Origin of the sequence: Parabacteroides faecis, from assembly GCF_014647375.1 — a bacterium.
Classification (GTDB): domain Bacteria; phylum Bacteroidota; class Bacteroidia; order Bacteroidales; family Tannerellaceae; genus Parabacteroides; species Parabacteroides faecis.
The window spans coordinates 224,274-249,683 of record NZ_BMPB01000011.1 but is presented as its reverse complement, the minus strand read 5'-3'; the positions used below and the strand labels follow the sequence as shown (position 1 = coordinate 249,683).

The window sequence follows — 25,410 nt, the reverse complement described above, 5'->3', positions numbered from 1 at the left end:
ATACCTCATACAAAAACACAATTTAATTACTTTTTTCTACAACCTCTAGAATTCTCACGGGACCTAGCAAACCGGATTTTAACAAAGGAGATTCTTTATTGTAAGGCTGGTAGGTAGTACTGGTATAATGTTTCTGTACACCCCCATCAGATAAAACCTTATCACCTATTAATCTATTAACCCAAGGATTAATGACCTCTATTTCTAGTTGATTTTCTCCTAGTTTAATATAATCACTAATATTAAGCTGCCACGGATATGTCCAAACAGTTCCTATCTCTTTTTTATTAAGCCAAACTTTAGCAATAACATTTACTTCACCTAAATGAAGATAATATTGTTTATCCGAGATATTTTTCATATCAAATGTTTGACGATATACCCCTGTACCAGAATAAAACTTAATACTATCATTTTCATTTGTACTCCAATCTGTAAGCTTATCAAATACAACCTTTTCTGCGCCCCCCCTTACTCGGATCAAAGGAAACAGACCATGGTTTATCCAGGGTTAAAACTGTAGTAAACGAAGAGAAATTACTTTTTCCAGAAGATGGTTCTCCCTTTTTACGAAACACCACAAAAAAACTCTGATCTATATCGAACTGCATCGGAACAATCGTCTGTCCATCTTTTGTTGAAAAAGATTTCAGATCCCTAATTTCCCCAGTCACAGCATCCCACAATTCCGGAATTTTATTATCTACACGAAAAATACAATCTGTTTGAATTTTCTTTCCTGAGCGATTGGAAACAAAATAAATGTCATATTCGGCCACTGTACGATGTGTATATCGTAAAGCCCCATTAGAGGTAAAATCTTCCGGAATATTCATATCAGAAAGTATACTTGCTGTACAATCATAATCCGGATACAAATTATCCTGATTCTTTATAAGATCTTGTCCCCAAATAATCTGTCCTTTTCCAACCATACGTTTTCCTACAGTTATGGGCATTTCTCCCTCTCCCCAAATATCCTTTACTAATGCTTTAATTTCGTTATCGCATTGAGGATAATTCTGTAAGCTCGGAGACTTTTTAGGTGGCATACCGACAACTGTGGCTCCACCTATTACCAACTCTTTTATTTTTTTGAGTATATCCGGTGTCATTGTCTCCCAATTGGGTAATACCAGTATACTATACTCAGCTCCACTAGGAAATATAATTCGCCCATCTTTCACCGTTGCTTTATATAAAAGACTAGGCGGACATGCGTCAAAAGCATACCCTCTCTTATCCGGAAGAATATTTACATCCTGATTTTCTGAAGCCGACCTTTTTTCAAAAGTCGTATTAGCATGAATATAAAGAACATCATAAGCAGAATCCGGTTTATTATAAGCCGAAACCGGCGCTTTAAATACATGAGGATTTCCTTCCGGGCAGAAATAAAGAATATCTGAAACGGTACGTCCCTGTTGCAATAAAAACTGAGAACGGGAAAGATAATCATGATACGCTTTACTCATCTCCCACCAGGTTTGATTACGGTTCCATTGAACTCCAATCCCCCCCATCGTCATCCCAGGCTTTACACTATCAGGAAAACATTGATGTACAAAAGTATGAAACATCATCCGATTAACACCTGATGCTAAAGCCCAGTCTGTCTGATTCTTCAACTGACCAGGATACAAATCCCAGCCATCATTAAGAGCCGTAAAACTTTCGGCAGGAACAACAGGCTGTCCTTTGAGATGTGCCACAGAAGTTGCCTCCATCAAACTGAAGGTCGTATTAAAACCAAATCCAGCCCTCCAAAATTCACACATAGGAACATCTGCTGCTGCTGCAAGTTCTAAATCTGCAACAGGGGTCATATCATAAGGCTCTATCGATAATCCCAACCCATATTCGTGAGCATATTGCCTAATATATCCAAGATGATTTTCCAGTATCAGTTCTTGTATTGTTTTACGCAAATCCCATAAAAACCTTTCTGTTAATTCACGACTACCAACAATAACACCTGTATATGCCGGATAAAATGGTTGTGGATCATACTTTCTCCGTTGTTTAAATTCTTCACGGAACTTAGAAGTCCAGTTCTGCGATCCCATCTCCCAACTATCAAAATGAAGCATAGCCAGACCACCATAAGGAGACCGTGATGTTCTTTTTTGAAAACCAGCATAACGAAATATTTCCCCTACAAAATTATTCAAATGATGAGATATGGCTGTTGTATCCATTTTATCCGTTTCAAAACCTAATCCGGGAGCCGGAGCCGGACTCGTAACGGCGCCCGTATTACGTACTCCAAATCGCATAATAGTCCACCTGCCCTCCGGAAGCGTTCCTTCAATGGAACCATCTGCCCTCAATCGGGAGGTAAGATCTATCATATCTGCAGGATTCACAACCGATCCTTCCGCTTCAGGATAAGAAGCAGATGTTGGTAAAAATTGTTTTACACCAAACATGGAACTAAAAGGATGTCTGCCATAAAGAGCCTTTTCATCTGTATCCACAATCGTTTCATCTCCTTCCGGCGTAGGGAAGGCCAATACCGCTACATCTTCATAAAAATTTTCCCAATCTTTCCTCTGTTCCGGTGTAAACACAAAATCGCCATAAAAGCGTTTTCTCGCAACAGGTTTAGGAAGGATAACACCGGATATGTCAGAAGCATTTACCACCACCGTACTAGCTACCAGATGTTGCATGGATTCTTCTACATCCACCCATGGTCCACCAGTTCCAGCCCATCCCGGTCCGGTGGCAATGGATAAACGCACTCCTAACCTTTCGCTTTCTGAAACCATATGTTTAAATATGTCCATCCATTCCGGACTGAGCATATCAACTTTTCCACGAGGAACTCCAGCATTTACTTCAAGAAAGATTGCATGAGAAATTCCCACCTGAACCATTGATTCCAAATCTTTCGTTATCCCTTCCTTCGAAAGATTTCCATCCATAAAGTACCAATAAACTCCCGGATTCGCACCTTTAGGAGGTGATTTAAATCCTTCTTCTAATGTATCTCCAATAAATCTTACACTAGAGTCACATTGTACATTAACAAATGCAAGAATAAGAAGAGCTATAACCCCTCCCCAATATTTATTTTTCATTTGATAATTCATTTAAATCCACAAATACCCGTTTAACCGCTTCCAAATAGCCGTACCCAAACATATCACAAGGCATCAAATAGCTAGTTTCTGTCCATTCATTCCAACTATTTATCGTTATCAATGGCTTTTGTTTCGGATGCCGGTCGGCAAAAGCTTTAGCACGACGAAGTGCTTTTTCAAAATTTTCGGGTGTATTATTCTTCACAACTGCACTTACACCTGTACGGGGACTATTATCCCATCCCACACTTATATGAGGATAATAAGTAAAGTCATAAGAAGAATCAATGCGTTCCCATTCTTTTTCAACCGCATCCATAATGACATTATAATCTTCATTTACATTCGTAAAATGGGCAAACTGATAATGAGTACCGCTAGTGAATCCTAATTTCTTTACGAATGAATTCTCCGGATTCGTTGTTTTTCCAGCATCGAACCCACTATAGTTCATATTAATGGACCACATCGTTATCTGCAACTCTAGTCCGGGAAACCCTGCCTTTTTCGTTTCCTTCTTAAACCATTCCAAAGCATCTGCTGTTTCTTCGACTCCTCCCAAACCTGCTATTAACTGTGGTATATCATAAATCATAAAAACAGGTTTTCCGTCTATCTTATAATATTGAGGATGTTTGAAATATTTCTCGATATTACGTTTGCAGATCTTTTCAAACTCCTGACGGTCCACTTTGCCGGTCCAGATCACATTATCTTCTTTGACTCTGGCCAGGCGGGTATCCCAGACATTCACCACATCATGGTTTGCCCACATCAGGTAGAACTGCATTTTATCCACATTATCAGCTTTGAGGAAACCATTATCCAAAGTCGTCTCCATAAACGGACGACCGTCATACCAATACCAGTCAAAAATAAAAACATTTACACCATGCTTTGTTGCCTGTTCTATCTCCATCGACATAACCGAAGGATCTGCTTCATTAATATATCCCCACAAAGGTTTGCGGTCCCAATAATGTCCGGGATTTCTCTTTTGCATTGTCATAACAGTCTCCCACTCACCTATTCCCATCGGCCAGAACGGACGTAAACGCGGATCGTCAGAAGCATACGCCGGATAGAGAAATGCTGCGATATCATACTTCTGCTTCTTTCCTTGTCCAAACAAAAGGATCGAGCAACACAAAAACACAAATAATAAACACAATCGATTTTTCATATTTTCTATTCTTTATTAAAAACACTTTTTACAGCTTCCAGATAGGACATTCCGTTTTTCGTATCGGGTTCCAGATAACTACCTTCCGTCCATTCATTCCAACAATTGATATTTAAAATACGCGGGCCATCAGGGTCTGCCAATAATCTATCCCGGGTCATTTGTAAAGCTTTTTTGAAATTTGCCGGAGTATTATTCGACATCGTGTTCGTATAAGGATAGCCATAATTACTACCACTCCACTCCTTCTCCTGATTCGTTCTCGGACTTGGATCCCATCCCATAGTTACATTCGGATAATAAGGAACTCCATAATCTTTCACGGCATTATCCCAATGTTCCAGGTATTTATCCCTGACATAATTAAAATCGGTTTCAACCTGCGGCAATCCGACATGATGAATCCAGACATAAGAAGTCGCAGAATCGAACTTCAACTTTTCTAATAATTCTCTATTGTTCAGCGGAGCATCCTGACCGGGCAAAATTGCCGTACTCCAAGCTACCAAATTCCAATGTATCCCCTTCAATCCGGCATCAATAGCTTTCCGATCTAATTTTTTCATTTCTTTTATCGTAGCTTCCAAAGAACCGAAACTATTAATAAAATTTTGAATATCATAAATAGAGAAATAAGCCTTCCCATCTATCAACCAATAATTTGACTTAGTAAAATATTGCTCGATCAAATTATCACCAATACGATCGAACATTTCAGAGGTAACCTTTCCGTTATATAAATAATCATGTTTATCACCAGCAGTATAAGGATATAATTCCATCCAGTCGTGGTTTGCCCACATAAGAGCAAATTTAATGGAATCAGTATTCGATGCGTGAAGAAAACCTTCATCCAGACAACGGTTTAAAAAAGGTTTCCCCTCATAGGTATACCAATCGAAAATAAACACATCGATACCATGCGTCGATGCAGCCTGTATTTTCTGCTCCATCACTTTGGGGTCTTTTTCGTCAGTATATCCCCATGCTGGTACTTTAGGCTGATAATGACCATCAAAGCGAGGTTTGGCATGCTTTACCAACTCCCATTCCGACCAGTTTTCAAAATGCTGACGGCTAATACGCAAATCGGTAGTATCACGTGTATGATAATTAGGGAAATAATAGCACGCTACTGTAATTTCATCACTTACATCTTTCGCCTGACTCATACCCGTTGCAGTAAAAGCCAGCATAATCAAACAAATAATTACTTTTAGATTCATATCTTATTTTTTCTTTCATAAAAACGATCAGTCCAGATCCATTACCTGAAACTGACCGTTTTTATTAAATTTATTTATATCCTGGATTTTCTACCATATTAGGATTGCTAGACGTTCTGCTCAAAGTTATAGGCAAATAATAATTTTCCTCTTTGAACAACGGTGTAGAAACACTTCCGTCGATATTATCCAGAATTTCCAGTTTATATTTTTTCTCATCATCTGTATAACTAGAATAGTCTAATATATATCGAAGACCAGAAAAACTTCTTGATAATTCAGTGGTTGCAGTTCTCCAACGTCTGACATCCCAATACCGGTGTCCTTCAAATGCCAGTTCGACTTTTCTTTCATGACGTATCTTATCCTGGCTGATCTCTTTCAGCGAGGCAATTCCGGCACGTTCCCGTATCTGATTGATAGCATCCAAAGCTTCACCATTCTTACCTAATTCATAAGCAGCTTCCGCTAAATTCAGTAAGGTTTCCGCATAACGGAATAATAAGAAATCCTGGGAAGAAGTAGCCCATGCAGACTCTGTTCCTGCCATATTATCATGAGATTCATCCAAATATTTCATTACACCAAAACAAGTACCTTCCAGATCCTGATCGCCTGTACATAACACTCCCTTGTAAGAATCCTTCGTCATAATCGTCCCATCCGGTAAAAGCAAGCCATTATGGTAGTCCACAAAGCTACCTTTCCACGGAGTTTCCTGTGTATATATCGTTGCAAAGAAACGAGGATCCTTTTTCCCCCACAACTTATCCATAGTCCACAGACCATTCTCCACTTCTGAACGGTTCAGTTTTCCGGGAGTACCATCCACATACTCAAAATCTTCCACTAACTCCAGATAAGGACCGTCCAGGTTACCTCTGTTCCAACCCTGGGGACGAGGACACTGAAAGAAATCAACAGCCCATCCATTTCCACCTGTTATCAAACCGTTTGAACTATCGTGTCTTTTTGCAAAGATAACCTCACTATTATTTTTAACTAAAAATATATTTTTAAAGTTTGTTACTTTATCCGCATCCTGATCATATAAAGCAAATTTTCCGCTATTTATGATCTCCTTGGAAGCATCATAAGATATCTGATAAAAATCCTTTGCCTTTTCTGCAGGGATTCCCACTACTCCATCCAATTGCACCTTACCGAACTGTGCAATACTTGCAGCGTATAAAGCTGCCCGCGACTTCAAAGCCAAAGCAGCATATTTCGTTGCACGTCCCAGGTTTCCGCTTCCGGCCTCTTCCGGCAATTCATTAGCTATTTCACTTGTTTCAGATATAATAAAATTATAGACGGCTTCTTCCGTATCCCGTTTAGGATATAATTCTTCCTCCGGATCAGTCAACTGCTGCGCTTTCAAAATCAAGGGAACACCACCATAACGTTTTGCCATGGCAAAATAAGAAAAAGCTCTCAAAAAACGAGCTTCTGCAACTCGAGTACCTTTAAGATCCTGATTTAACGGAGATTCCGGGACTTTTTCTATAAATTCATTGATTTTACGGATAGGATCATATCCCCACCAGTCCAACAAACCACCATCAATTTTTAGTCCGCCAAACTTATAATTATATCCGGTCATAGCTTCTCCCCAATCTCTCCATTGAGACAAACATTCATCAGAAACATGGTTCACAACGAATGCAGGGAAATAGCCATCACCTTGCCAACCTGCACCACCACTTTCATTTCCAAAATAAGACATGTGATAGTAACATTGAACTAAATAAGCTTCAATCAAAGCTTCATCATTCCATACAGCTTCATCAGAGATGATATCTAATGGAGTTTTGTCCAGAACATCTGAACAGGAAACAAAAGATGAAGCGATTATCATTAATGACAAAAATATTTTTTTCATACGATTAGACTTTTTATTAGAATGACAAATTAACACCTACAGAAAGAGTTTTTTGTTGAGGATAATAATATCCGCCTTGTCCGGAAGGGGCCTCCGGGTCAATATGATATTTTCTTAACTTATCGAATGTCAACAAATTGGTACCTGCAAAATAGACTCTGCATTGCTTTATAAATAATTTCGTACAAAGCTCTTTGGGCAAATTATATCCAATAGCCAACGATTTCAGACGTAAATAACCTGCTTTTTTATAAAAATAATCAGATGTATAACCATTGGTAGCAGCACCACCTAAACGAGGATAAAGAGCATCAGATACATTATTTTGTTCACACCAACGAAGATCATACAGCTCCTGTGGGAATGTTAATGTATTATGCCATAATGTGATATTGCTGTTATATCCGAAAGCACCCTGGAAAAGAGCCGCAAAATCAAAATCTTTATATTTCAGATCGACATTCAGTCCATACATCCAATGAGGCATCGTTCCTTTACCTATCTCAACCTGGTCTTTCCAGTCCAACACTTTATCGCCGTTTACATCTACATAGCGAATATCTCCCGGCCGTAAAGATGCATTTTGCTTATTATCCTGATCAAAACCCAAATTATCAATTTCTTCCTGAGAAGTAAACAATCCGTCCGATACGTATCCAAATTGTCTGTCTATCCATTGTCCGGACTTCTGATTTATCCTTTTCTGGTCAGGATCTGTATACATCTGCTCTTCATAATGATCCCATTTTGCTCTGGACCACGAAATATTACCGCTGATGTTATAGCTGAAATCTTTAAAGTTTTTTGAACTACCGACAATAAATTCAAAACCTCTATCTGTCATACTATTAAGATTCTCATCAGGAAAACTAGCACCAAATGTAGGAGACAAACTCATAGAGCGTTTAGCCGGGATACCTGATCTCTTCCGGTAGAAAACATCCCCTTCTCCATAAATCAACTGATTCAGGAATGAATAATTCAGACCGACATTCCATATTTCAAATTTTTCCCAGGACAAAATAGGATTAGCCAAGCCTGTTGTCACAATACCGGACATACTTTTATCTCCCAACAGATAATATCCATTCAGCTTATAACCGGATAGATACTGGAAGTTACCCACAGCATCATTACCTGAACGTCCGTAACTTGCCCTAACCTTTAAGTCATCCAATACAGATTTAGCATTTTCCATAAAGGATTCCTCTGTGATTCTCCACCCTAATGAAGCACTCGGGAAAAAGCCCCATCTGTGTCCGGGAGCAAACTTAGCCGAGGCATCCGCTCTTAATGTTGTTTCCAACAAATATTTATTCTTATAGGAATAATTGAATCTTCCGACAAAACTCTTACGTCCCATCTCCGATGAGGCTCCGTCATTTTTCATTGTTTCAGTATTACCGACAAATAATTCCTCAATGGAAGGAGTCAGCATATCTTCTCTACTTGCTGACATCCAGTTTCCCGAATAATCAATCGCTTCATACAGAGCCAAAACAGACAAGGTATGATCTTCTGCCAACGTATTATCATAATTAACAGAGAACTGCCTGGTCAGCATCTTACTCCGATCATCCCGTTGTGATAATTGGGCCGAATTTCCCAATCCTCCTGCACTGATATATGTATCACTCGCCACATCATATCTATAAAAGGAAGATGGTCTGTTAAATCTCTTCTGGAATTTAATATCGTCATAATAATTAACAAAGAATTTAGCAGAGAGTCCCTTTACCCATTTAATATTATATTTTAAAGCGATTGTACCGGTTAAAGTAAGCTTTTCATCTTTGGTATATCCGGATAAATCAGTATTGGATGTAACATGTGCACCCCCTGTTCCCTTTCCATCAGCATAAGAGATTCTCGTCGGATCTGGCAAATGAGCCGGATAAATAGGCAACGTATTCCAAAAATCCTGCCAAACCGTATTTTCCCCTGCGGACTGGCCACGAACTGTCGTCATATTATCAGATTTTATGAAAGACAAGTCCAACTGCAACGATAGCTGATCTGTGATGTTGGCATCGATATTCGACTGTAAATTATAACGCTTATAATCTCCACCATTATTTTTCCAAATAGATTCCTGGCCTAAATAGCCCAAAAAACCATAATATTTAATCTTCTCACTACCTCCGCGTACCGATATATTATGCTGGTTCAACGGAGACCAGTTTCTGATCAATTCGTTATACCAATCTGTATTTACATACTGCGGATCCGTACCGTCATAGAACTTCTGTATCTGTTCTTCCGTATAGGGAGCAGTCGATTCCGGTTTACCGGACTGAAGCCACTCTTCCCGTTTCAAAGTAGCATAATCACCCGAAGATACAGGTTTAGGCATAGTAGTAATACCTTGAAAAGTAATGGATGAATTAATAGCAATGGTCGGCTTTTGGACAACACCTCTCTTTGTGGTTACCAAAATAACACCATTACCGGCACGAGCTCCATAAATTGAAGCGGAACCATCTTTCAATATACTGATAGACTCGATCTGATTCGGATCGACCCGGTTAAAATCAGTTTCTATTCCGTCCACGATCCAAATAGCATTATCCGCAAATCCACGCACTTTTATAGTTGCCTGGTCCGCCCCAGGTTGTCCGCTTGCCTGCTGAGAGACTAATCCGGGTAATCTACCACCTAAACTATTTATAGTACTGGAAACCGGAGCAACGGTCATTTCTTCGCTTTTAACCGTTGCGATAGATCCTGTCAAGTTTCCTTTTTTCTGTGTACCATATCCGACAACTACCACTTCATCCAATGTTTTGGTATCTTCTTTTAATGTAACAGCCAACGACTGTTCATTACCAATCTTTATTTCAGATGAAAGATAGCCGATATAAGAGATCTCCAGCAAGTCTCCCTTTTCTACATTTAAAGAAAAATGTCCGTCTATATCCGTTACAGCACCATTGGTCGTTCCTTTGACCATTACATTTGCTCCGATAATAGGGATACCCGCAGCATCGACCACCGTCCCTGTAATCTTCTTCCCTTTTTGGGATATAATAGGATTTGACGATTTTACAGACAACACAATTCGATTTTCCACAACTGAATAACCGACATTGGTCCCGGAAAAAACGGTATCCAGTATTTTAAATATATCAGCATCATCGACAGATACCGATACTTTACGATTCAAATCGACATGACGATTGTTATAAAAGAAAGAAAAATTACTTTTAGCTTCTATCTGTTCCAAGACTTCCTGCACTGTTTGATTTTTAGTATCCAAACTAATCCGGGCAGTTTGTGCATAGCTACCAGAGGCATGTAGTAAGCTAATTGAACTTATCAAAAAGACAAAAAACAGTTTCATAACCAATGGAATCTTTTTTAAGGTTAACCCAAGTGACTTTGTCACCCATAGAAATTGGGTAATAGATAATTTTTGCATAACTTTGTGTACTTTTTTTAAGGAAAAAATGATTTGAAACGAACCTGTCGCCAAACAGGTTTCTCTCAGTTAGTTCATTTCATTCGGATGAATACGCCAATATTTATCCGAATGTTTTTGTTTCAAGGGGGTCCGTTTGCCATACGCTTCTGTTTTTAATAGATTTCTACTTTACTTTTCCTATCCAATTGATTTTCCGACGGAATATAACGCCACTTAATTCCGGAAGAAGCATTGAATATGTCTAATATCTGTTCCAATCGATGATTGGTAAACGATCCGGTATAAAAGTCTTTTACATATTTATTATTCGACACTACAAAATCTACATTAAACCTTTTTGTCAACATACGTAAAGCCTCTTCAAACGGAGTTTTCCTGAAAATAATCATTCCATTCTTCCAGGATATTTCAGCTTCTCCATTTGTCTGATATATGCTCGCCCGGTCTGCTTGTATATTATAAACCAGCTTTTCCCCCGGCTTCATATTCACCTGTCCGGACCTGGAAATAAAAGCGACTTTACCACTGATCAATGTGGTCGAAACAATAGAATCCCACTTAAAAGCCTCCATATTAAAAGAAGTTCCCAATACTTCGACCCTGGCATTGTGAGGAGTCGTTACAACAAACCGTTTTTCCGGATTTTTTACAACTTCAAAGAAAGCCTCACCTTCCAACCGGACCGAACGGAGATCCCCATCGAACGTTTCCGGATATACCAGCGACGACTCGGAATTTAGATTCACCTTTGTGCCGTCCGGTAATGTCAGGCTGGTTGTCATTCCCGGATTTGTCCGGACTTCCAACATACGGATATCCCGCTTTTCAGGAATAAGAACTTCCAACAGATAAGCAGCCAACAACGGAATAAATAATATCGCAGCAACCCTCTGTCCCCACATAAACAGCGTCTTCAGCTGACTTCTTCGGATACGCCCGTCGACTTTATCCAAAGCATTATCTGTATTTACCTGATCCATGATAGCAATAGTATCCGAAGCCAGGTATATCAGTTGTATCTGCTGAGCAATTTTATAATGTTCTTCAGATTGACGAATCCAGATTTCAACTTTCTCTTTCTCCTCTGCTGAAACATTTCCGTCACAATAGCGGGGAAGTAGCTCCTCTACAATATTTATATTATTCTCGCTCATTTAATCTCCTTTTATTATTATGACAGGTGAGATCAGATGAGTTCCTAAACAGAAATTGACTTTTTTCAAAAAAAAATTATGATATTTGCTCTTAGATAAGAAAAACATATGAAAGGGAGTATATATAAAGAGCAATACCAGAATGATAATCTTCTTTTGTCAGCTTTACGTCAATCGGACAGGGAAGCATATACCTTCTTATTCCGGAAATATTACCCAATGCTGTGTGCCTATTGCCACAAGTTTATTTCTTTAGAAGATTCAGAAGAGATCGTTCAGGATGTTCTGTTCTGGTTATGGGAATCCCGCAAAGAGCTGGTTATAGAAAAGTCACTCAGCCAATATCTATTCAAGATTATATATAATAGAGCCATCAATAAAATAGCCAGTCTACAGGCAAAAAACAAAGCTGATACCATTTTCTTTGAGCAAATGCAGGAAATGTTACAGGACACCGATTACTACCAGATTACCGAGCTAAGAGAATTGCTCAAAAAAGCTATTAACAAACTACCGGACAGCTACCGGCAGGCATTCGTCATGCACAGGTTCCAGCACATGAGCTACAAGGAGATAGCTGAACAGGCAGGAGTTTCCAGTAAAACTATAGACTACCGGATCCAGCAGGCTCTAAAGATTTTACGCAAAGAATTAAAGGATTATCTACCTCTTCTATACTTTATTCATTTGGTCTGAAGCTATATCATACCGATATATTCTTATTTTTCCCGATTATTCGTACCTTTGTTCTAACAATACAAAAGGAGCATTCATGTATTTCAAAAATATAATCGGTCAGGAAGAAATAAAGAAACAACTTATCCATTCAGCACAAACAGGTGTTGTTCCACATGCCCAGCTATTTACAGAACAGGGAGGTGCAGGAGCTTTTCCTCTGGCACTGGCATATGCCCGTTACCTGAATTGTACTCACCGGACAGAGACTGATGCTTGCGGGACATGTCCGTCCTGCCTGAAATACAATGAACTGGCACATCCGGATTTACATTTTGTCTTTCCTATCGTTGCCAAGAAAGAAAAGAAAAAAGAAGTGTGCGACGATTATCTGACCGAGTGGCGCGGGTTCCTGAAAGACCGTCCCTATTTCAATATAGACGGCTGGCTCGATTATATAGATGCCGGTAACTCACAGGCTATCATCTATTCAAAGGAAAGCGACGAGATTATCCGTAAACTGAACTTGAAAATATATGAAGCGACTTACCGTATCTTATTGGTCTGGTTACCCGAAAAACTACATCCGACCTGTGCTAACAAACTTCTGAAAGTTATCGAGGAACCTCCTTTAAATACAGTTATCCTGATGGTCTCGGAAATACCCGACCAGGTATTGGGAACAATTCTCTCACGGGCACAACGGATTAATGTCCGTTCCATCCATCCCGAAGCGATAACAACAGCTATGATGATGCAATTCGGTTTGGCAGCCGACGATGCCAAACATGTTGCCCATCTGGCCAATGGCAATTACCTGAAGGCAGTAGAAGCGATCAGCCTCAGCGAAGAGAACAGCTTCTATCTGGAACAGTTTAAAACGATGATGCGTAATTCCTGGGCACGAAATGTAAAAGGAATGAAAGCAATGGGAGATATTCTGGCCGGTATCGGACGGGAACGGCAAAAGAACTTCCTCCAATATTGCCAGCATTTGATACGCGAAAACTTTATGTATCGTTTTCAGTCTCCGGATTTGAATTATATGAATATGGACGAAGCTGGTTTTGCCGTCAAGTTTGCCCCTTTCGTCAACGAACGGAATGTATTCGATATAATGGAAGAACTGGCTAAAGCAGAACGCCATATAACACAGAATGTAAATGCTAAAATGGTTTTCTTTGACTTGTCGTTACGATTGACAGTTTTGATAAAGCGGTAAATAAAACTTACCACCATATCTGCCGTCCATTTTCAAAAGTAAAAATACGTTCTTGTTTTCCTCTTGTTCGATTACTCAACAGTAATAGAACATTATCCGGAACAAAGTCAAAACATAAATATTTATCTTTTGCTTTCTTTATTCCTAAAGACTTCCATCCTGTCCGATCCCAATATTGCAATTCATAAACGTCTCCGTAATGTACCGCATTATCATCACTTCTTGGCAAACAACGTACACGATCTATTGTAACAGCTTTCCCCATATCTAACCCAATCCATGCACTATCCGGTTGTTCTGCATGAAAAAATGTCAAATAATCTCCATCAAAAGCCTTCTCCCTGACCATATCCGGATTGTTCTGATATATCTTATCCGTTCCAATAATTTTACCTGAAGCGATGCTATCCTTATCTTTTTCAAAAAACTGTAACTCTGCAATATTACAATAACTGTTCTTTTCCGAAAGATAACGCCAATAACGATATTCTTGATCAGGATTCAGTTTTATCAAGTCAGGATAAGCAAAATCTTTTATTTTGTATAACAGCTGATACTGACCAAAATCTTTATCATTAGAAGCCTGGATCTCACCTCCCACCATTCTATATTCAATATCTACCAGAGCTACACTTTTAGGATACTTACGACATAAACAAATATTTCTTCTACTTGCTGTATCCGCAATAAAGTATTTTAGGTCTCCATTTTTTTCGACGAGAAACGGATAAGAAACCGGAACTAAAGTACTTCCATTATACCCTAATACCAAATAGATAATATTCCTACCTACATTTTGAAATTCACCCCCACCACCTTTACAAACACCCAAATCCACAACATTCCATGACCGATTATCAAAAACAGCTAAATAAACATATTTATCTTTTAAATGAGTTTTTACTAATTGGACAGATAAATTACTCGTTTGTACATATTCATTTGTAACATCCTTTTCAAAAACTTCGAAAAAAGGATGTTTATAGGTTGCTTCATTCAAATAGCAAACAACCCTCTCATTAGCTGTATAAGTAATTCTATATACCTTTGGAATAGATTCATATGGAAAAAATAGATCCCCTGGATTAGAACTAAGACCAAAACTGAATGGCAAATAATTTCCATTATCGCTTAAAAGCGTATACCATGCATGTGCTCCCTCCTTTCCTCCCCATTGGGGAATATAATCCATAGTAACAGGAAGTCCATGGCTTCTCATTACCATTGTTGCCAACAAAGCAGATCCAAAACAATCTTCATAAGCGACTTTATAAATTGATGAATTCAAAAAAGGTAATCCTACAGGCTTTTTAGTTTCAGCTTCTTTTGTTCCCGAAAATGAAGCATTTATATCCACATTTATTTGGGAAGCAACAAAATAGGAAGAGTTATCAGATTGATCATAACCCAGTTTAGATTTTAATTTTTTATCAAACCGCACAGATAAAGTATCCCGCCATGCATCCAATTGCTGATATTCAAAACACTTATAGGGTAGTATCAATTCACAAAACTGTTCAAAATCAACTTGCTTAACGAGCCGTCCATTTCCCCACAAATCAAAAGCCTGATCAATATTACGTATAAGATAATCAGCAGTAACTATCTTTATATCTTCTTCTTCCTGAAAAGAGACTTTCGAGTAGTTACGAGTGATTTTTTTTATTTCCTCATTCTTGACATCAACAGTCGTATCTGTATTTATAATTGATTCCAGCTCTTTATAATAATTTTCTATCTCATCCCCTATATAAGAACGATGTCCCGGCATATTCTCAATAAGAAAAATAGCTGCTTTCAACTTCAAAGGATTAGGATCATTTTTATAATACTCAAGTACTTTCTCCAACTCAGATCTATTCTCTTCTGCCAGAGATAAAGCCTGATCCAATTTATCAATTGAATGACACGAGATAAATACAGTTATTAGTAAAAAACTAATAAATAATGCTTTAGAGTCCTTTTTGAACATATTCTATCATTTCGTTTTTTATTCTTTGAACTTTAAAAGAAGATATCTTCACTTTTTTATGGATAATCTTTTCAGCAAGATTATACGCCTTTTCCTTTTGACCAATCCGATCATACAAATGTACTAACTGATATAAAGGAATAAAACGATTCGGACACATATTTGAAGCCAATACAAAACATTCCTCTGCCTTTTCAAATTTTTCTTTCTGCAGATAACAGTCTGCTAATAAAAGCTGTACATCATAATCATTCCAATAATGAGTACACTTATTTAATATAATATTACTTATTTCATAACTTTCCACTCTATTTAATATTGCCCCATAGTTATAAAGAAACGCAGGATCCCCATTCCATTCAAAATATAATTTCTCATAACTATTAAGTAATAACTCCTTATTCCTAAATTTATTTTTTTGTACTAAATTTCCCCAAAGTCTTTCAAATCGTATATCATTTACCAAAACAGCGCTAATAATACCAATCAACATAATGCTAACAACTTTACCTAAAACATTAATAGAAATACTAAAAACCTCTTTTGTTTTAATATTAGCTAAACTATATGCTAAAAGAACTAGAACAAATGGATAACGTAACGGATAGGAAAAACAAGCAAATATTCCAACTGAGAGCAAACATATATGTGATATAGTTATTCGTCTCGAAGATTTTATTATAACTAACAATATTAAAATTACTAATATTAATCCTATAATACCGTATTCTATAGTTAAAAACAAATATTCATTGAATGGATGAATAACATTATCTGCCAACATAGAGTATAGAGTATTAGAGTTTTTTTGAAAATAATCAGCTTGATACAACATATAGTTACTCATAAATCCACCTGTACCATACCCAAATATAGGTTTATTAAGTATCATAATACAAGAATTTTTCCATATAAAAAACCTTCCTATAATAGAATCTATTTTCAAAATTAATAGTCCCATTATTATAATAAATAATATAAGAAATAGTGGTAAAATAAGTTTTTTACGATTCACTAAAATATTACAACATTCATCCTTAAAGTATACAACAAAAATAGTAAATACTGCTATAACTCCAGTTCTTGAACCAGATAAAATTATAGATATAACAATAATAGTTAAAAGAAATAGTTCAATATAATTCTTCTCTCCTTTCTTACTTACCACAGACAAGCAGAATGGAATCCCAGTAGAAAGACAAGCAGAAAAACCTGCAGGATTATCAAAACTACCAACTAGATTAAATGAGCCATAAATATGAAACACCTCCATACATTGTATCAGACCAAAACAAGCTTGAATAAAACATACACAAAGTATGATAAAATTTATACTTTGATGAGAACCTATAGGAAGTTGCTTAAAAGAAAGATAAAATAGAATAAAAACAATAACTGATAATACATATATTCTGTTTTGTTCTAACGAAATTAAACACATATGAATGAGTAAATAGTATATAAAGATAATAGTCATTATAACTATTTTGTCAAGAGATATAATTATTTCTTTTATCACAAACAAAGTTATCAAGAAGTAGAATATACCCCCAGCTACAAAAGCATACCACTTCGAGAGTATACTGACCTCAACAAATCCTTTAAATGATAAAAACATTATACAAAATAGAACAAAAGTGATAGTTACATTCAAAACTATATCTTTTTTATTAACTCCTACAAAATATTTATTTATAAACACTTTAATACAAATGGCAAATTATACAAATTTTACTATTCTTCTCAATCACTAACAAATATTTAAACATCCAAAATAAAACAAATATTATCATACTATAAATCTCATATACATTATTTACCGCAACTAACTTGACATATATTATATATTATAATATATTTTCATCTTTCAAAATTTTTTCAAGTACTAGAAAACGTTCCAAACGTTCCTTATTAATTTTTTTAATATCTTCTTTACCAGCAAGGATAGTTTTGGAAAAAATTTTCCTCTTTTCTTTAAGGTCTGAACTTTTATTTATTTCTTTAACCTCTAACTTAATTACATCATTCAATTCTAGTTCAGATTCAAGCCAACAGTATGAGATCATATCTTGGTCAAGTCCAGATACTTGTATATAACATTTACCATATCTATTATAGATACAAACATTTATACTAATATCATGTCCTAATGCAATATCTATTATCTCTTTGCCTAACAATATTTCAATTCCTTTCATTACAGCAATCCTTCCTTTTCTAAATCCTGTTTCAACATCTTATACTCTTTGAGAAGTTCTTGTCTATCAATCACATCAACACTAAATGGTGAATTCTCATCAATATCTAAAACTGTTACTTTTATCTTATCCTCAGGGTTAAGTTTTGACTGAATCCAATTAACAGATGCAAAATTACTATAGTCTACACCACAAACAGATATTCGATTATAGACATCAATATTAATTACCACCACCCCTGCTTCAAGCCCAGCTTTAACATTTTCATCATTAATACATATATCAAATCCTTTCATTTTATATAAATTTTAGTTTAACGGACATCCAGTTTGATTCCAATAACCATTTCGTTTACAAAATTGAAGGCAATCTTGACAATTCATTCGTATCCAATCATATTGAATTACATAATATCTATCAACAAAAAACTTGGAATAAAAAATATACTTCCAAATATTGCAATAATAAATAATAACAAATTCAAATATTTAATTTGATCTTTCATCTTTCTGTTACAAACAATATATAGTAAATTATTTTCATGAAACTATTTTTATTCGGTATAATCAACAATTATATACTATAATAAAGTAATACTGTATATATAAATAAGGATAACAGAATCAATGTCATAATTAACACATATATAGCTTTATATATCTGTTTACTTTTATACATTATAAGTATTTGTTTTCCATGAACAATAGCTATATATAGTGTAATTACCATTAAAATAGGAGGAAGATATGTCATAAACCTATCACTACCATATAACAACTGCCTACCATCTGTAATTATATAACTAACAAACATATAAACAACTAATAACAATGAAAAAATCAGATTTATATACTTATTCATTTTCATCATATTTATACATTTAGCAACCCCTCACACAAACATCATAACTGTCATGTGCATAATCTCTAGCAGCTGCTATTCCAAATTCAGCCCCCCACCAGGTAGTAACACTAGCTCCTGCAATTGCTAAGCATGTTGCAATATTAAAAGCTGTTGCACAATAAGTTATCATATCCGCTGCTTTTCTTTGCTCTGCACAACGTCTAACACAATCATTGCCATTAGTTCAACCACAACTCTCTAATCATCAAAAAATAACCATATCCAGTAAGAGTATATAATTTACAAACCCTATAATCAATAGTAATCAATATTACGTCAGTTACTATTGACCACCAGATTTCATTATTGTCTGTGAACTGTCGTTCCAGTTGACCCAGTCCCTCCTCCAGATATCTTAAAACCATTTCCATTCCATCCAATCGATACTGAACAAGCTGCACCATAAGCATATGCCCAAGCAAATTCATGATATGTTGAAATATTGATCTGACCACTAATTGTTCTTACATCAGCACTACAGGACCATCCAAAAGCAGAATCATGACTTGATCTTAATTTTCGATCATATAAGACCCCTGCATTAAAATATGAATTACAGCTAATGCTATATGAAAAAACCGTCTGACCATAATAATTACGTCCCGAATCTGACTGGCTAAACTGCCGTACTACAGGACCTTCAGATTCAGATTTCGTTTTAACAAATGGTACATTCAATTCTATCTCTTTATCTTTTTGCTCTAATTTAGAGCTTTTTTCAATAATATAAATTCCTATATTATCATAAATAAGACCACCATGTTCATTCGAGACTATTGCTGTGGAATAAAAAGTATCTCCCTTGTAAGTCCATTCTAACTCTAATAATTCCATTCCTATCATAATAGAAGTTTGTAGTTGGGATTTGAGATATGAAAATGGATCTTCGCTACTTAATGTTTTCACAGATTGCCTTACCATCCCTATCGGAATAATCTCAAAATTTGAAAAATTTAAATCTGTATACTGAACAATTGCCGAATTATCTGAAAGTAATTCTTCAATTATTACAGGAATATCGACTTCTCTATCAATTTTACCCTTGTACGTATACCCCTGAAAACTAATCCCCTGAAAACTTGTTTTTGTTTTTAGATCATTGTTCTTTTGGGCATATTCTAACTGTTTCTGCCAAGTCTTTGGCTGGGCTAATAAATCAGAGACAGCCGATTCCTCATCTGGCAAAATAGCATTACTACAAGAAAATAGTAATAAAACAGCACTTAATAATAAATAGTTTTTTTTCATTTTGAATCAATTAAAATTAAAACAATAAGAATACTCTATAAACATCATTCATTTAAAGTAAATTTATTTTCAAAAATCAACACACATCAAATCACCATTTTTTTCATTACAAATAAACAATAAAAAAATCTAATTATAACATTTCATCGATAGACAAAGTCATCACATCATTACACCATAGAACACTATTAATCAATTTATTAGTCATACAACAAAAAAGAAAAACATAGACAATGAAGAATAAATATCTAATAGACCAATATATTAGCAAACAATAATACTGAAAGAATTAGATTTACTATTTCCATCTATAACATATCCTTATCTTTTTATAACGCTATCAACTAAAAAGTCAATAAATATGACTCCAAAGACATGTGATTAAGTATTTTATTAACATTCCCTGCATCAATTTTTTTCTTAATCCTAAACTTGCAGGTAGATACAGAGGATGGCGATATTCCCATTAATGAAGCAATATGCAAACGATCTACTTTTAGTTTTATTAAACAACATATTCTCAAATCATTATGAGAAAGATTTGGATAATGCTTACTTAGTCGCACAAGAAAATCATCAAAAATATAGTTTGTCCAACGCTCTATATAAGGCCATTCTTCTGTACTTATATATGCCACCTTGTCTCTTTTGGAACCGAAGAATCCCCAAAACCACAATACCCGTTCACGTAATTTGTTTTTCAATATATTATCCATAAGGTTAAACTAAGTTTATAGTTCATATCACATATTTCTTTAATCAAAGAATATCTCATATATTCTGCAAACCGGTTATTATAAACAAATCCGGTGCTAATAGTGATTAAAGTATTACTATTGACACCGGATTAGCAAATGAAAAGGGTAATAAATACCTAATGAATCAAGCCATCACCTGCCGGAGAATAAGCCCCTATTTCACCAATATAAGCATACGATGAACGAGAGTTCGAAGCGACATAATACATGAAATAGCGTGCTTTAACAACATTAGCCGTCCTTGAAAATTGAGGGATATCGACTACATTATCCAAATTGTAAATGCCATAATTCATCCAGCCTGCATCATCTGCATCTGTCGGATCAGCCAACGATTCAGCATAGAATATCTGATGAGTCGGTTGAGCACCACCTGAATCATCCATACGGCGATATACTTCAAAACTCGATATATCAACCACTTCTCCCATATCTACAATAAAATAATGAGGGAAAGGAGCCGTAGGGTTATGCTCCGTATGCCAAGGAGTATTAATATCACCATCGATGGCATTCGTTGCCGGCCATTCAGGGGAAGCTGAAGCTGAGCTGAAACCGACAATCTTCCAATTCGATTTGTCTATCGGACGTTCATAATAAACCGGTATACTTTTAGAAGTAGAAATAAAAGTATCTATAGCATTCTCCTCTGGTAAGAAGCGTGAGTTGTAACTTATATTTCCCTTCAAGTTATACAGAGTTGTCGTAGTAGCATCAGCCGGAACTTCCATGCGAACCGTTTTGTCGGAAGTATCAGTATATTGTAACTCCATGCCAACCGCACCTCTAACTGTTCCTCCCCAATAGATCACCATCGAATCGCCTTCCACATCATAATGGGTAAATTCGGTAGTATAAGTTCGATTAGAAAGACTGTTCTTATAGCTCTCTCCATAAGACGATCCGGTAGCTTCAAACTCTAACGAACGATTACCAAACTTATCAAAGCTGACTAACTGGAACAGATATCCACTTTCTGGCATACCATCGAGCATAATAGGAAAAACACCAGTCTTTCCTCCGATCTCCACATCGACAGAATCTTCATAATTATTCCAATAAACGCGCAAATTTTCTACACGTTGAGCTTTTACATAAACATCTAATTGAATCCGGTTCTCACCAGCCCGGACACCCACGCTATCTACTTTCGCTGCATAAGTAATCTCCCCTTCGTCAAGATACTTGTCAGTAAGCTCATTCATATCCGAACACGACTGGCTGGCAACCACCAACAGCATCAGTAATACAAAATATATTTTATTGAATTTCATAAACTATTCTTTTTATAATTATTGATATAATTCGGATCTGTTGTCTCCAAACACAAACAATTCTCCAATCTGGAAGTTATCACCACCAGCCCAAGTTCTGGTAACCTTGATACGAATCCAACGAACAGGTGGGACATCCAACGGCATAATGAAATTCTCTCCAGATGTAAGGGCAACATCATCATCTTCCGAACTATGCTGACCTAAAGGAAGACCTGAAGGCTTTACAGATTCGAAAGTACCCAATAAGGTCCAACTATCCCAATTACCCGTAGGATCTAGATCTGTAGTACCATAAACTTCAAACTGTTTTAGGTTTCCTTCAGAAAAAATATAGGCATCTCCACGTTGATAGAGTAATAAACGACTGATCTTACCTACCGCTCCTAAATCAATAGTAATCGATTGAGGCCAAACCCCTGTTCCACCTGGCGAACTAAAGCCATTATCACCTGGACCATAAATACCATCCCATATACGAGACATTCCCCAACCTACTCCTTCACCAATATCGTTCGGTAATTTAGCATCGGACCATTTAGTCTTATCAAATGAGGTTTCGAACATAGGTGTCAACTCTTTATAAAGAGTCGGACTGACATTTCCCCAGCGATCTTTTACATAGATTCCAAAATTCATTGGAATTGTATCCAACCCACGAGCAGCTCCACTACCTTCTACAACCGTCGTATAGAATGTTTCCAAAGGTTGATAATCTCCGTATTCATCTTTACGTACTATATGAACAGTGACTTCATCCCGATTTGTATTTGTCCATTGTCCTTGTACACCACCAAAGTCTTGCACTAAATCAAGTGTTTTACCGATTGTTAACACAGGAGGTTCTTCGGGGTTCACTGTTACTTTCACAGGGACAGATTCATTACGACTCCGATCCACTGCTATAAGTGAGACTTCACGTGGTTCGGTATCGCCAAAACCTACTACCTTAATCGTATCATTATAAAGAGAACTTTTAGCCTCAGCGACACCTTCTTTCAAATCATAAAGTGCTTTTACATAAAGTAAATCTTCATCATCCGGCAAAGTATAACTAAGAATAGCCCCTCCGGGAATATTTTTCACACTCACATTCGATACAGCTCCAGGAGCTATAGAATCTAGAGGTTGTTGTCCAACAGGTGACTCACTGCATGACCAGGTGATCAAACCCAGTGTCATAACAGACAGTATAATCTTATTTTTCATATTCATCTTATTATAATGTATTAGATATAAAATTCATTACCATCCGTAATTTTGTATAAGATTCTTATTAGTAATAATATTCGTCTCCCGGATAGGCATAAAATAATCTTTCACCGTTACTTTTACAGGAACCTCGGCCACATTCTGCAATTTATAAAAGTCTTCAGGTGTCTCACCCATAATATTCCATCCCTGAGGTTGAGTATTGTAAGTGTCGATCTCTTTCCAACGACGTACATCCCAGTAACGTTTGGATTCAAACGCAAACTCAATCGTTCTTTCACCGTGAATGATACTACGCAAACCATCTTTCGTTGTTGGTTTAGACGGATCGGTAGAATATTTACTCCATGACTCTACTACACCTTCCAATCCGGCACGTTCACGAACCCGGTCTATGTATTCGTATACTTCTGTCGAAGGACCGGAATATTCATTCAAAGCTTCCGCATAGAGCAAATAAAGATCGGCCAAACGGATAACAGGAAAAGGATAAAATTCTGGAGATGAAATATTATTGGCAGTAATACCGTTTTTATAACTGGCCATTTTCTTAGGAGCGTAACCGGTTATGGAATAGGAACTACCTCCTTGATAACCGGACCAGCCCAAATTCAAAAAGTTGGTATAATTGCATGACTCGAACTCAGTTTTTCCGTTTCCGTAATAGATTCCCTGGTCAAAACCTATACTGGCATAAAAACGAGGTTCACGGTTGTAATGCATATAACAAGTGCGCTGCCCTTCTTTGACTAAATATTTCTCATCTCCGGAAGAAGGTTCGGGACGTAACTCATACCGCTTTGCATACCAAGATTCTTTATTCCATTCCTTATCTTCGTTCATAGGAACCCCATTGGATGTATAAAAACTTTCTACTGTTTTAATTGTCGGAGCCCATTGAGCACTAATAGTATTGATTACTTCTGAATTAACACGTAAAACACGAGGGGTCGCATGATTGGAACGATCATTACATTGACTGTTTGTACCTCCCCATATCAACTCACAGTTCCAACGTTCACAAACGACCTGACGCAACATGGTTTGTATTTGAAATACAGGATCTTGAGTCAATGTGATCGGTTCAATTTCCGTATAAAGTTTCTTACCGACACTATGACAGGATTCTATCGCTTCTTTACAAGCTTCTGCTGCAATTTTCCATTTTTCAGGATCATAAGTCTGATTAAATAAAACTGTTCCGCGATTATCTATCAGTCCCGCCATTTCCGTATTGCCATTAAACAAAGGACTGGCTGCCATAACTAACATCTCTGCACGAACAGCCAAAGCGATCTGTTTGTCTACACGACCTGCCTCAAGACTCATAACCATGTCTTTATAATCCGGCAAATCTGGCAATGCTTCTAAAATCAGATCATTTACATAAGTCACCACATCATCCACTTTATCACGATAAACCGCAACCTGTTCAGGTGAAGCAGAAACCGGAAGGTTTTCATTTATAATAGGTATAGGACCATAACATTTCAACAGATAATAATGATAATATGCCTTTAGGAATTTCACTTCAGCAATCCAACGAATACGTTCAGATTCTTCCAAATCAACCGTACTAGCTATGTTCTCCAGGAAGATATTGCAATCACGGATACCAATGAATAACCCTTTACCACCTTGCAGACCATCCCAAAAATTCAGATAAGGATCATCTAGTTTTTGAAAACCACGTTGCAAATAAGAAGCTGTAAAAGTAGGAAATACATGTGATGCTATCGGATAAAACTGCCATGTCTCGTCTCCCCCGTTAATAGCCGGATCATTAAATAAATCCCCCCACTGCGGACGATAACTGTAACAAGTATATAAAAACTTTTCAGCAGCAGCTCGATTCGTAAAAGCCGACTCAACCGTTGCTACGTTATCCGGAACTAAATCCAGATAACCGTCACACGAGGTTAATACCTGTAGTAATGCTGTAAACATTAATATTTTATAAAATGCTTTCATGTAAACTAATTTATTGATTAATAGA

Annotated in this window: 18 protein-coding genes; 2 read left to right on the top strand and 16 right to left on the bottom strand. The window is 36.6% G+C overall.

Annotated elements, in window-relative coordinates; all coding sequences use genetic code 11:
* Nucleotides 1-22: 22 nt before the first annotated feature.
* From IEY67_RS17160 to IEY67_RS17130, 7 genes are all read right to left on the bottom strand, one after another.
* A complete protein-coding gene (locus tag IEY67_RS17160; protein ID WP_183671781.1) occupies nt 23-484 on the bottom strand; it encodes a glycosylhydrolase-like jelly roll fold domain-containing protein in 462 nt (153 codons plus the stop codon).
* A complete protein-coding gene (locus IEY67_RS17155; RefSeq protein ID WP_183671782.1) occupies nt 444-3,083 on the bottom strand; it encodes a glycosyl hydrolase in 2,640 nt (879 codons plus the stop codon). Before IEY67_RS17155 ends, IEY67_RS17160 begins: the two co-directional genes overlap by 41 nt.
* Entirely contained in the window at nt 3,073-4,269 is a 1,197-nt protein-coding gene (locus IEY67_RS17150; RefSeq protein ID WP_183671783.1) for a glycosyltransferase WbsX family protein, read from the bottom strand. Before IEY67_RS17150 ends, IEY67_RS17155 begins: the two co-directional genes overlap by 11 nt.
* A 5-nt stretch (nt 4,270-4,274) precedes the next feature.
* The gene (locus IEY67_RS17145; RefSeq protein ID WP_122374541.1) at nt 4,275-5,495 is read right to left on the bottom strand and encodes a glycosyltransferase WbsX family protein; all 1,221 of its coding nucleotides are present in this window, start codon (nt 5,493-5,495) and stop codon (nt 4,275-4,277) included.
* A gap of 70 nt (nt 5,496-5,565) precedes the next feature.
* Nucleotides 5,566-7,377: a RagB/SusD family nutrient uptake outer membrane protein gene (locus IEY67_RS17140; RefSeq protein ID WP_122374542.1), complete on the bottom strand. Its 1,812-nt coding sequence runs from the start codon at nt 7,375-7,377 to the stop codon at nt 5,566-5,568.
* Nucleotides 7,378-7,393: 16 nt separating this feature from the next.
* Nucleotides 7,394-10,717 (bottom strand): TonB-dependent receptor, encoded by a 3,324-nt coding sequence (locus IEY67_RS17135; protein WP_229801109.1) that lies wholly within the window; start codon nt 10,715-10,717, stop codon nt 7,394-7,396.
* A 233-nt stretch (nt 10,718-10,950) separates the two neighbouring features.
* Nucleotides 10,951-11,952 (bottom strand): FecR family protein, encoded by a 1,002-nt coding sequence (locus tag IEY67_RS17130; protein WP_183671784.1) that lies wholly within the window; start codon nt 11,950-11,952, stop codon nt 10,951-10,953.
* 108 nt (nt 11,953-12,060) lie between these two features.
* Here IEY67_RS17130 and IEY67_RS17125 point away from each other — a divergent pair, with 108 nt between their 5' ends.
* Together IEY67_RS17125 and IEY67_RS17120 are read left to right on the top strand one after the other, a co-directional pair.
* Nucleotides 12,061-12,648, top strand: a complete 588-nt coding sequence (locus IEY67_RS17125) for an RNA polymerase sigma-70 factor (protein WP_122354107.1) — start codon at nt 12,061-12,063, stop codon at nt 12,646-12,648.
* A 76-nt stretch (nt 12,649-12,724) separates the two neighbouring features.
* On the top strand, nt 12,725-13,849 hold the full coding sequence (locus IEY67_RS17120) for a DNA polymerase III subunit (RefSeq protein ID WP_122354108.1): 1,125 nt from the start codon (nt 12,725-12,727) through the stop codon (nt 13,847-13,849).
* A 7-nt stretch (nt 13,850-13,856) separates the two neighbouring features.
* On the opposite strand, the gene IEY67_RS17115 is transcribed toward IEY67_RS17120, so the two are convergent.
* The 9 genes from IEY67_RS17115 to IEY67_RS17075 form a co-directional block, all read right to left on the bottom strand.
* Nucleotides 13,857-15,821 (bottom strand): discoidin domain-containing protein, encoded by a 1,965-nt coding sequence (locus tag IEY67_RS17115; protein ID WP_183671785.1) that lies wholly within the window; start codon nt 15,819-15,821, stop codon nt 13,857-13,859.
* Entirely contained in the window at nt 15,802-17,094 is a 1,293-nt protein-coding gene (locus IEY67_RS17110; RefSeq protein WP_183671786.1) for an O-antigen ligase family protein, read from the bottom strand. The genes IEY67_RS17115 and IEY67_RS17110 overlap by 20 nt, the downstream gene beginning before the upstream one ends.
* A 574-nt stretch (nt 17,095-17,668) precedes the next feature.
* Entirely contained in the window at nt 17,669-18,019 is a 351-nt protein-coding gene (locus tag IEY67_RS17105; RefSeq protein ID WP_122374548.1) for a hypothetical protein, read from the bottom strand.
* Complete coding sequence (locus IEY67_RS17100; protein ID WP_183671787.1) at nt 18,019-18,315, bottom strand: hypothetical protein; 297 nt, start codon at nt 18,313-18,315, stop codon at nt 18,019-18,021. The genes IEY67_RS17105 and IEY67_RS17100 overlap by 1 nt, the downstream gene beginning before the upstream one ends.
* 910 nt (nt 18,316-19,225) lie before the next feature.
* Complete coding sequence (locus IEY67_RS17095) at nt 19,226-20,170, bottom strand: hypothetical protein (protein ID WP_122374551.1); 945 nt, start codon at nt 20,168-20,170, stop codon at nt 19,226-19,228.
* 344 nt (nt 20,171-20,514) lie between these two features.
* The gene (locus IEY67_RS17090; protein WP_147382535.1) at nt 20,515-20,886 is read right to left on the bottom strand and encodes a helix-turn-helix transcriptional regulator; all 372 of its coding nucleotides are present in this window, start codon (nt 20,884-20,886) and stop codon (nt 20,515-20,517) included.
* Nucleotides 20,887-21,044: 158 nt separating this feature from the next.
* Nucleotides 21,045-22,202: a DUF4998 domain-containing protein gene (locus tag IEY67_RS17085; RefSeq protein WP_183671788.1), complete on the bottom strand. Its 1,158-nt coding sequence runs from the start codon at nt 22,200-22,202 to the stop codon at nt 21,045-21,047.
* A gap of 18 nt (nt 22,203-22,220) precedes the next feature.
* A complete protein-coding gene (locus IEY67_RS17080; RefSeq protein WP_183671789.1) occupies nt 22,221-23,411 on the bottom strand; it encodes a DUF5000 domain-containing lipoprotein in 1,191 nt (396 codons plus the stop codon).
* Nucleotides 23,412-23,447: 36 nt separating this feature from the next.
* On the bottom strand, nt 23,448-25,385 hold the full coding sequence (locus IEY67_RS17075; RefSeq protein WP_183671790.1) for a RagB/SusD family nutrient uptake outer membrane protein: 1,938 nt from the start codon (nt 25,383-25,385) through the stop codon (nt 23,448-23,450).
* Between the last annotated feature and the right edge of the window lie 25 nt (nt 25,386-25,410).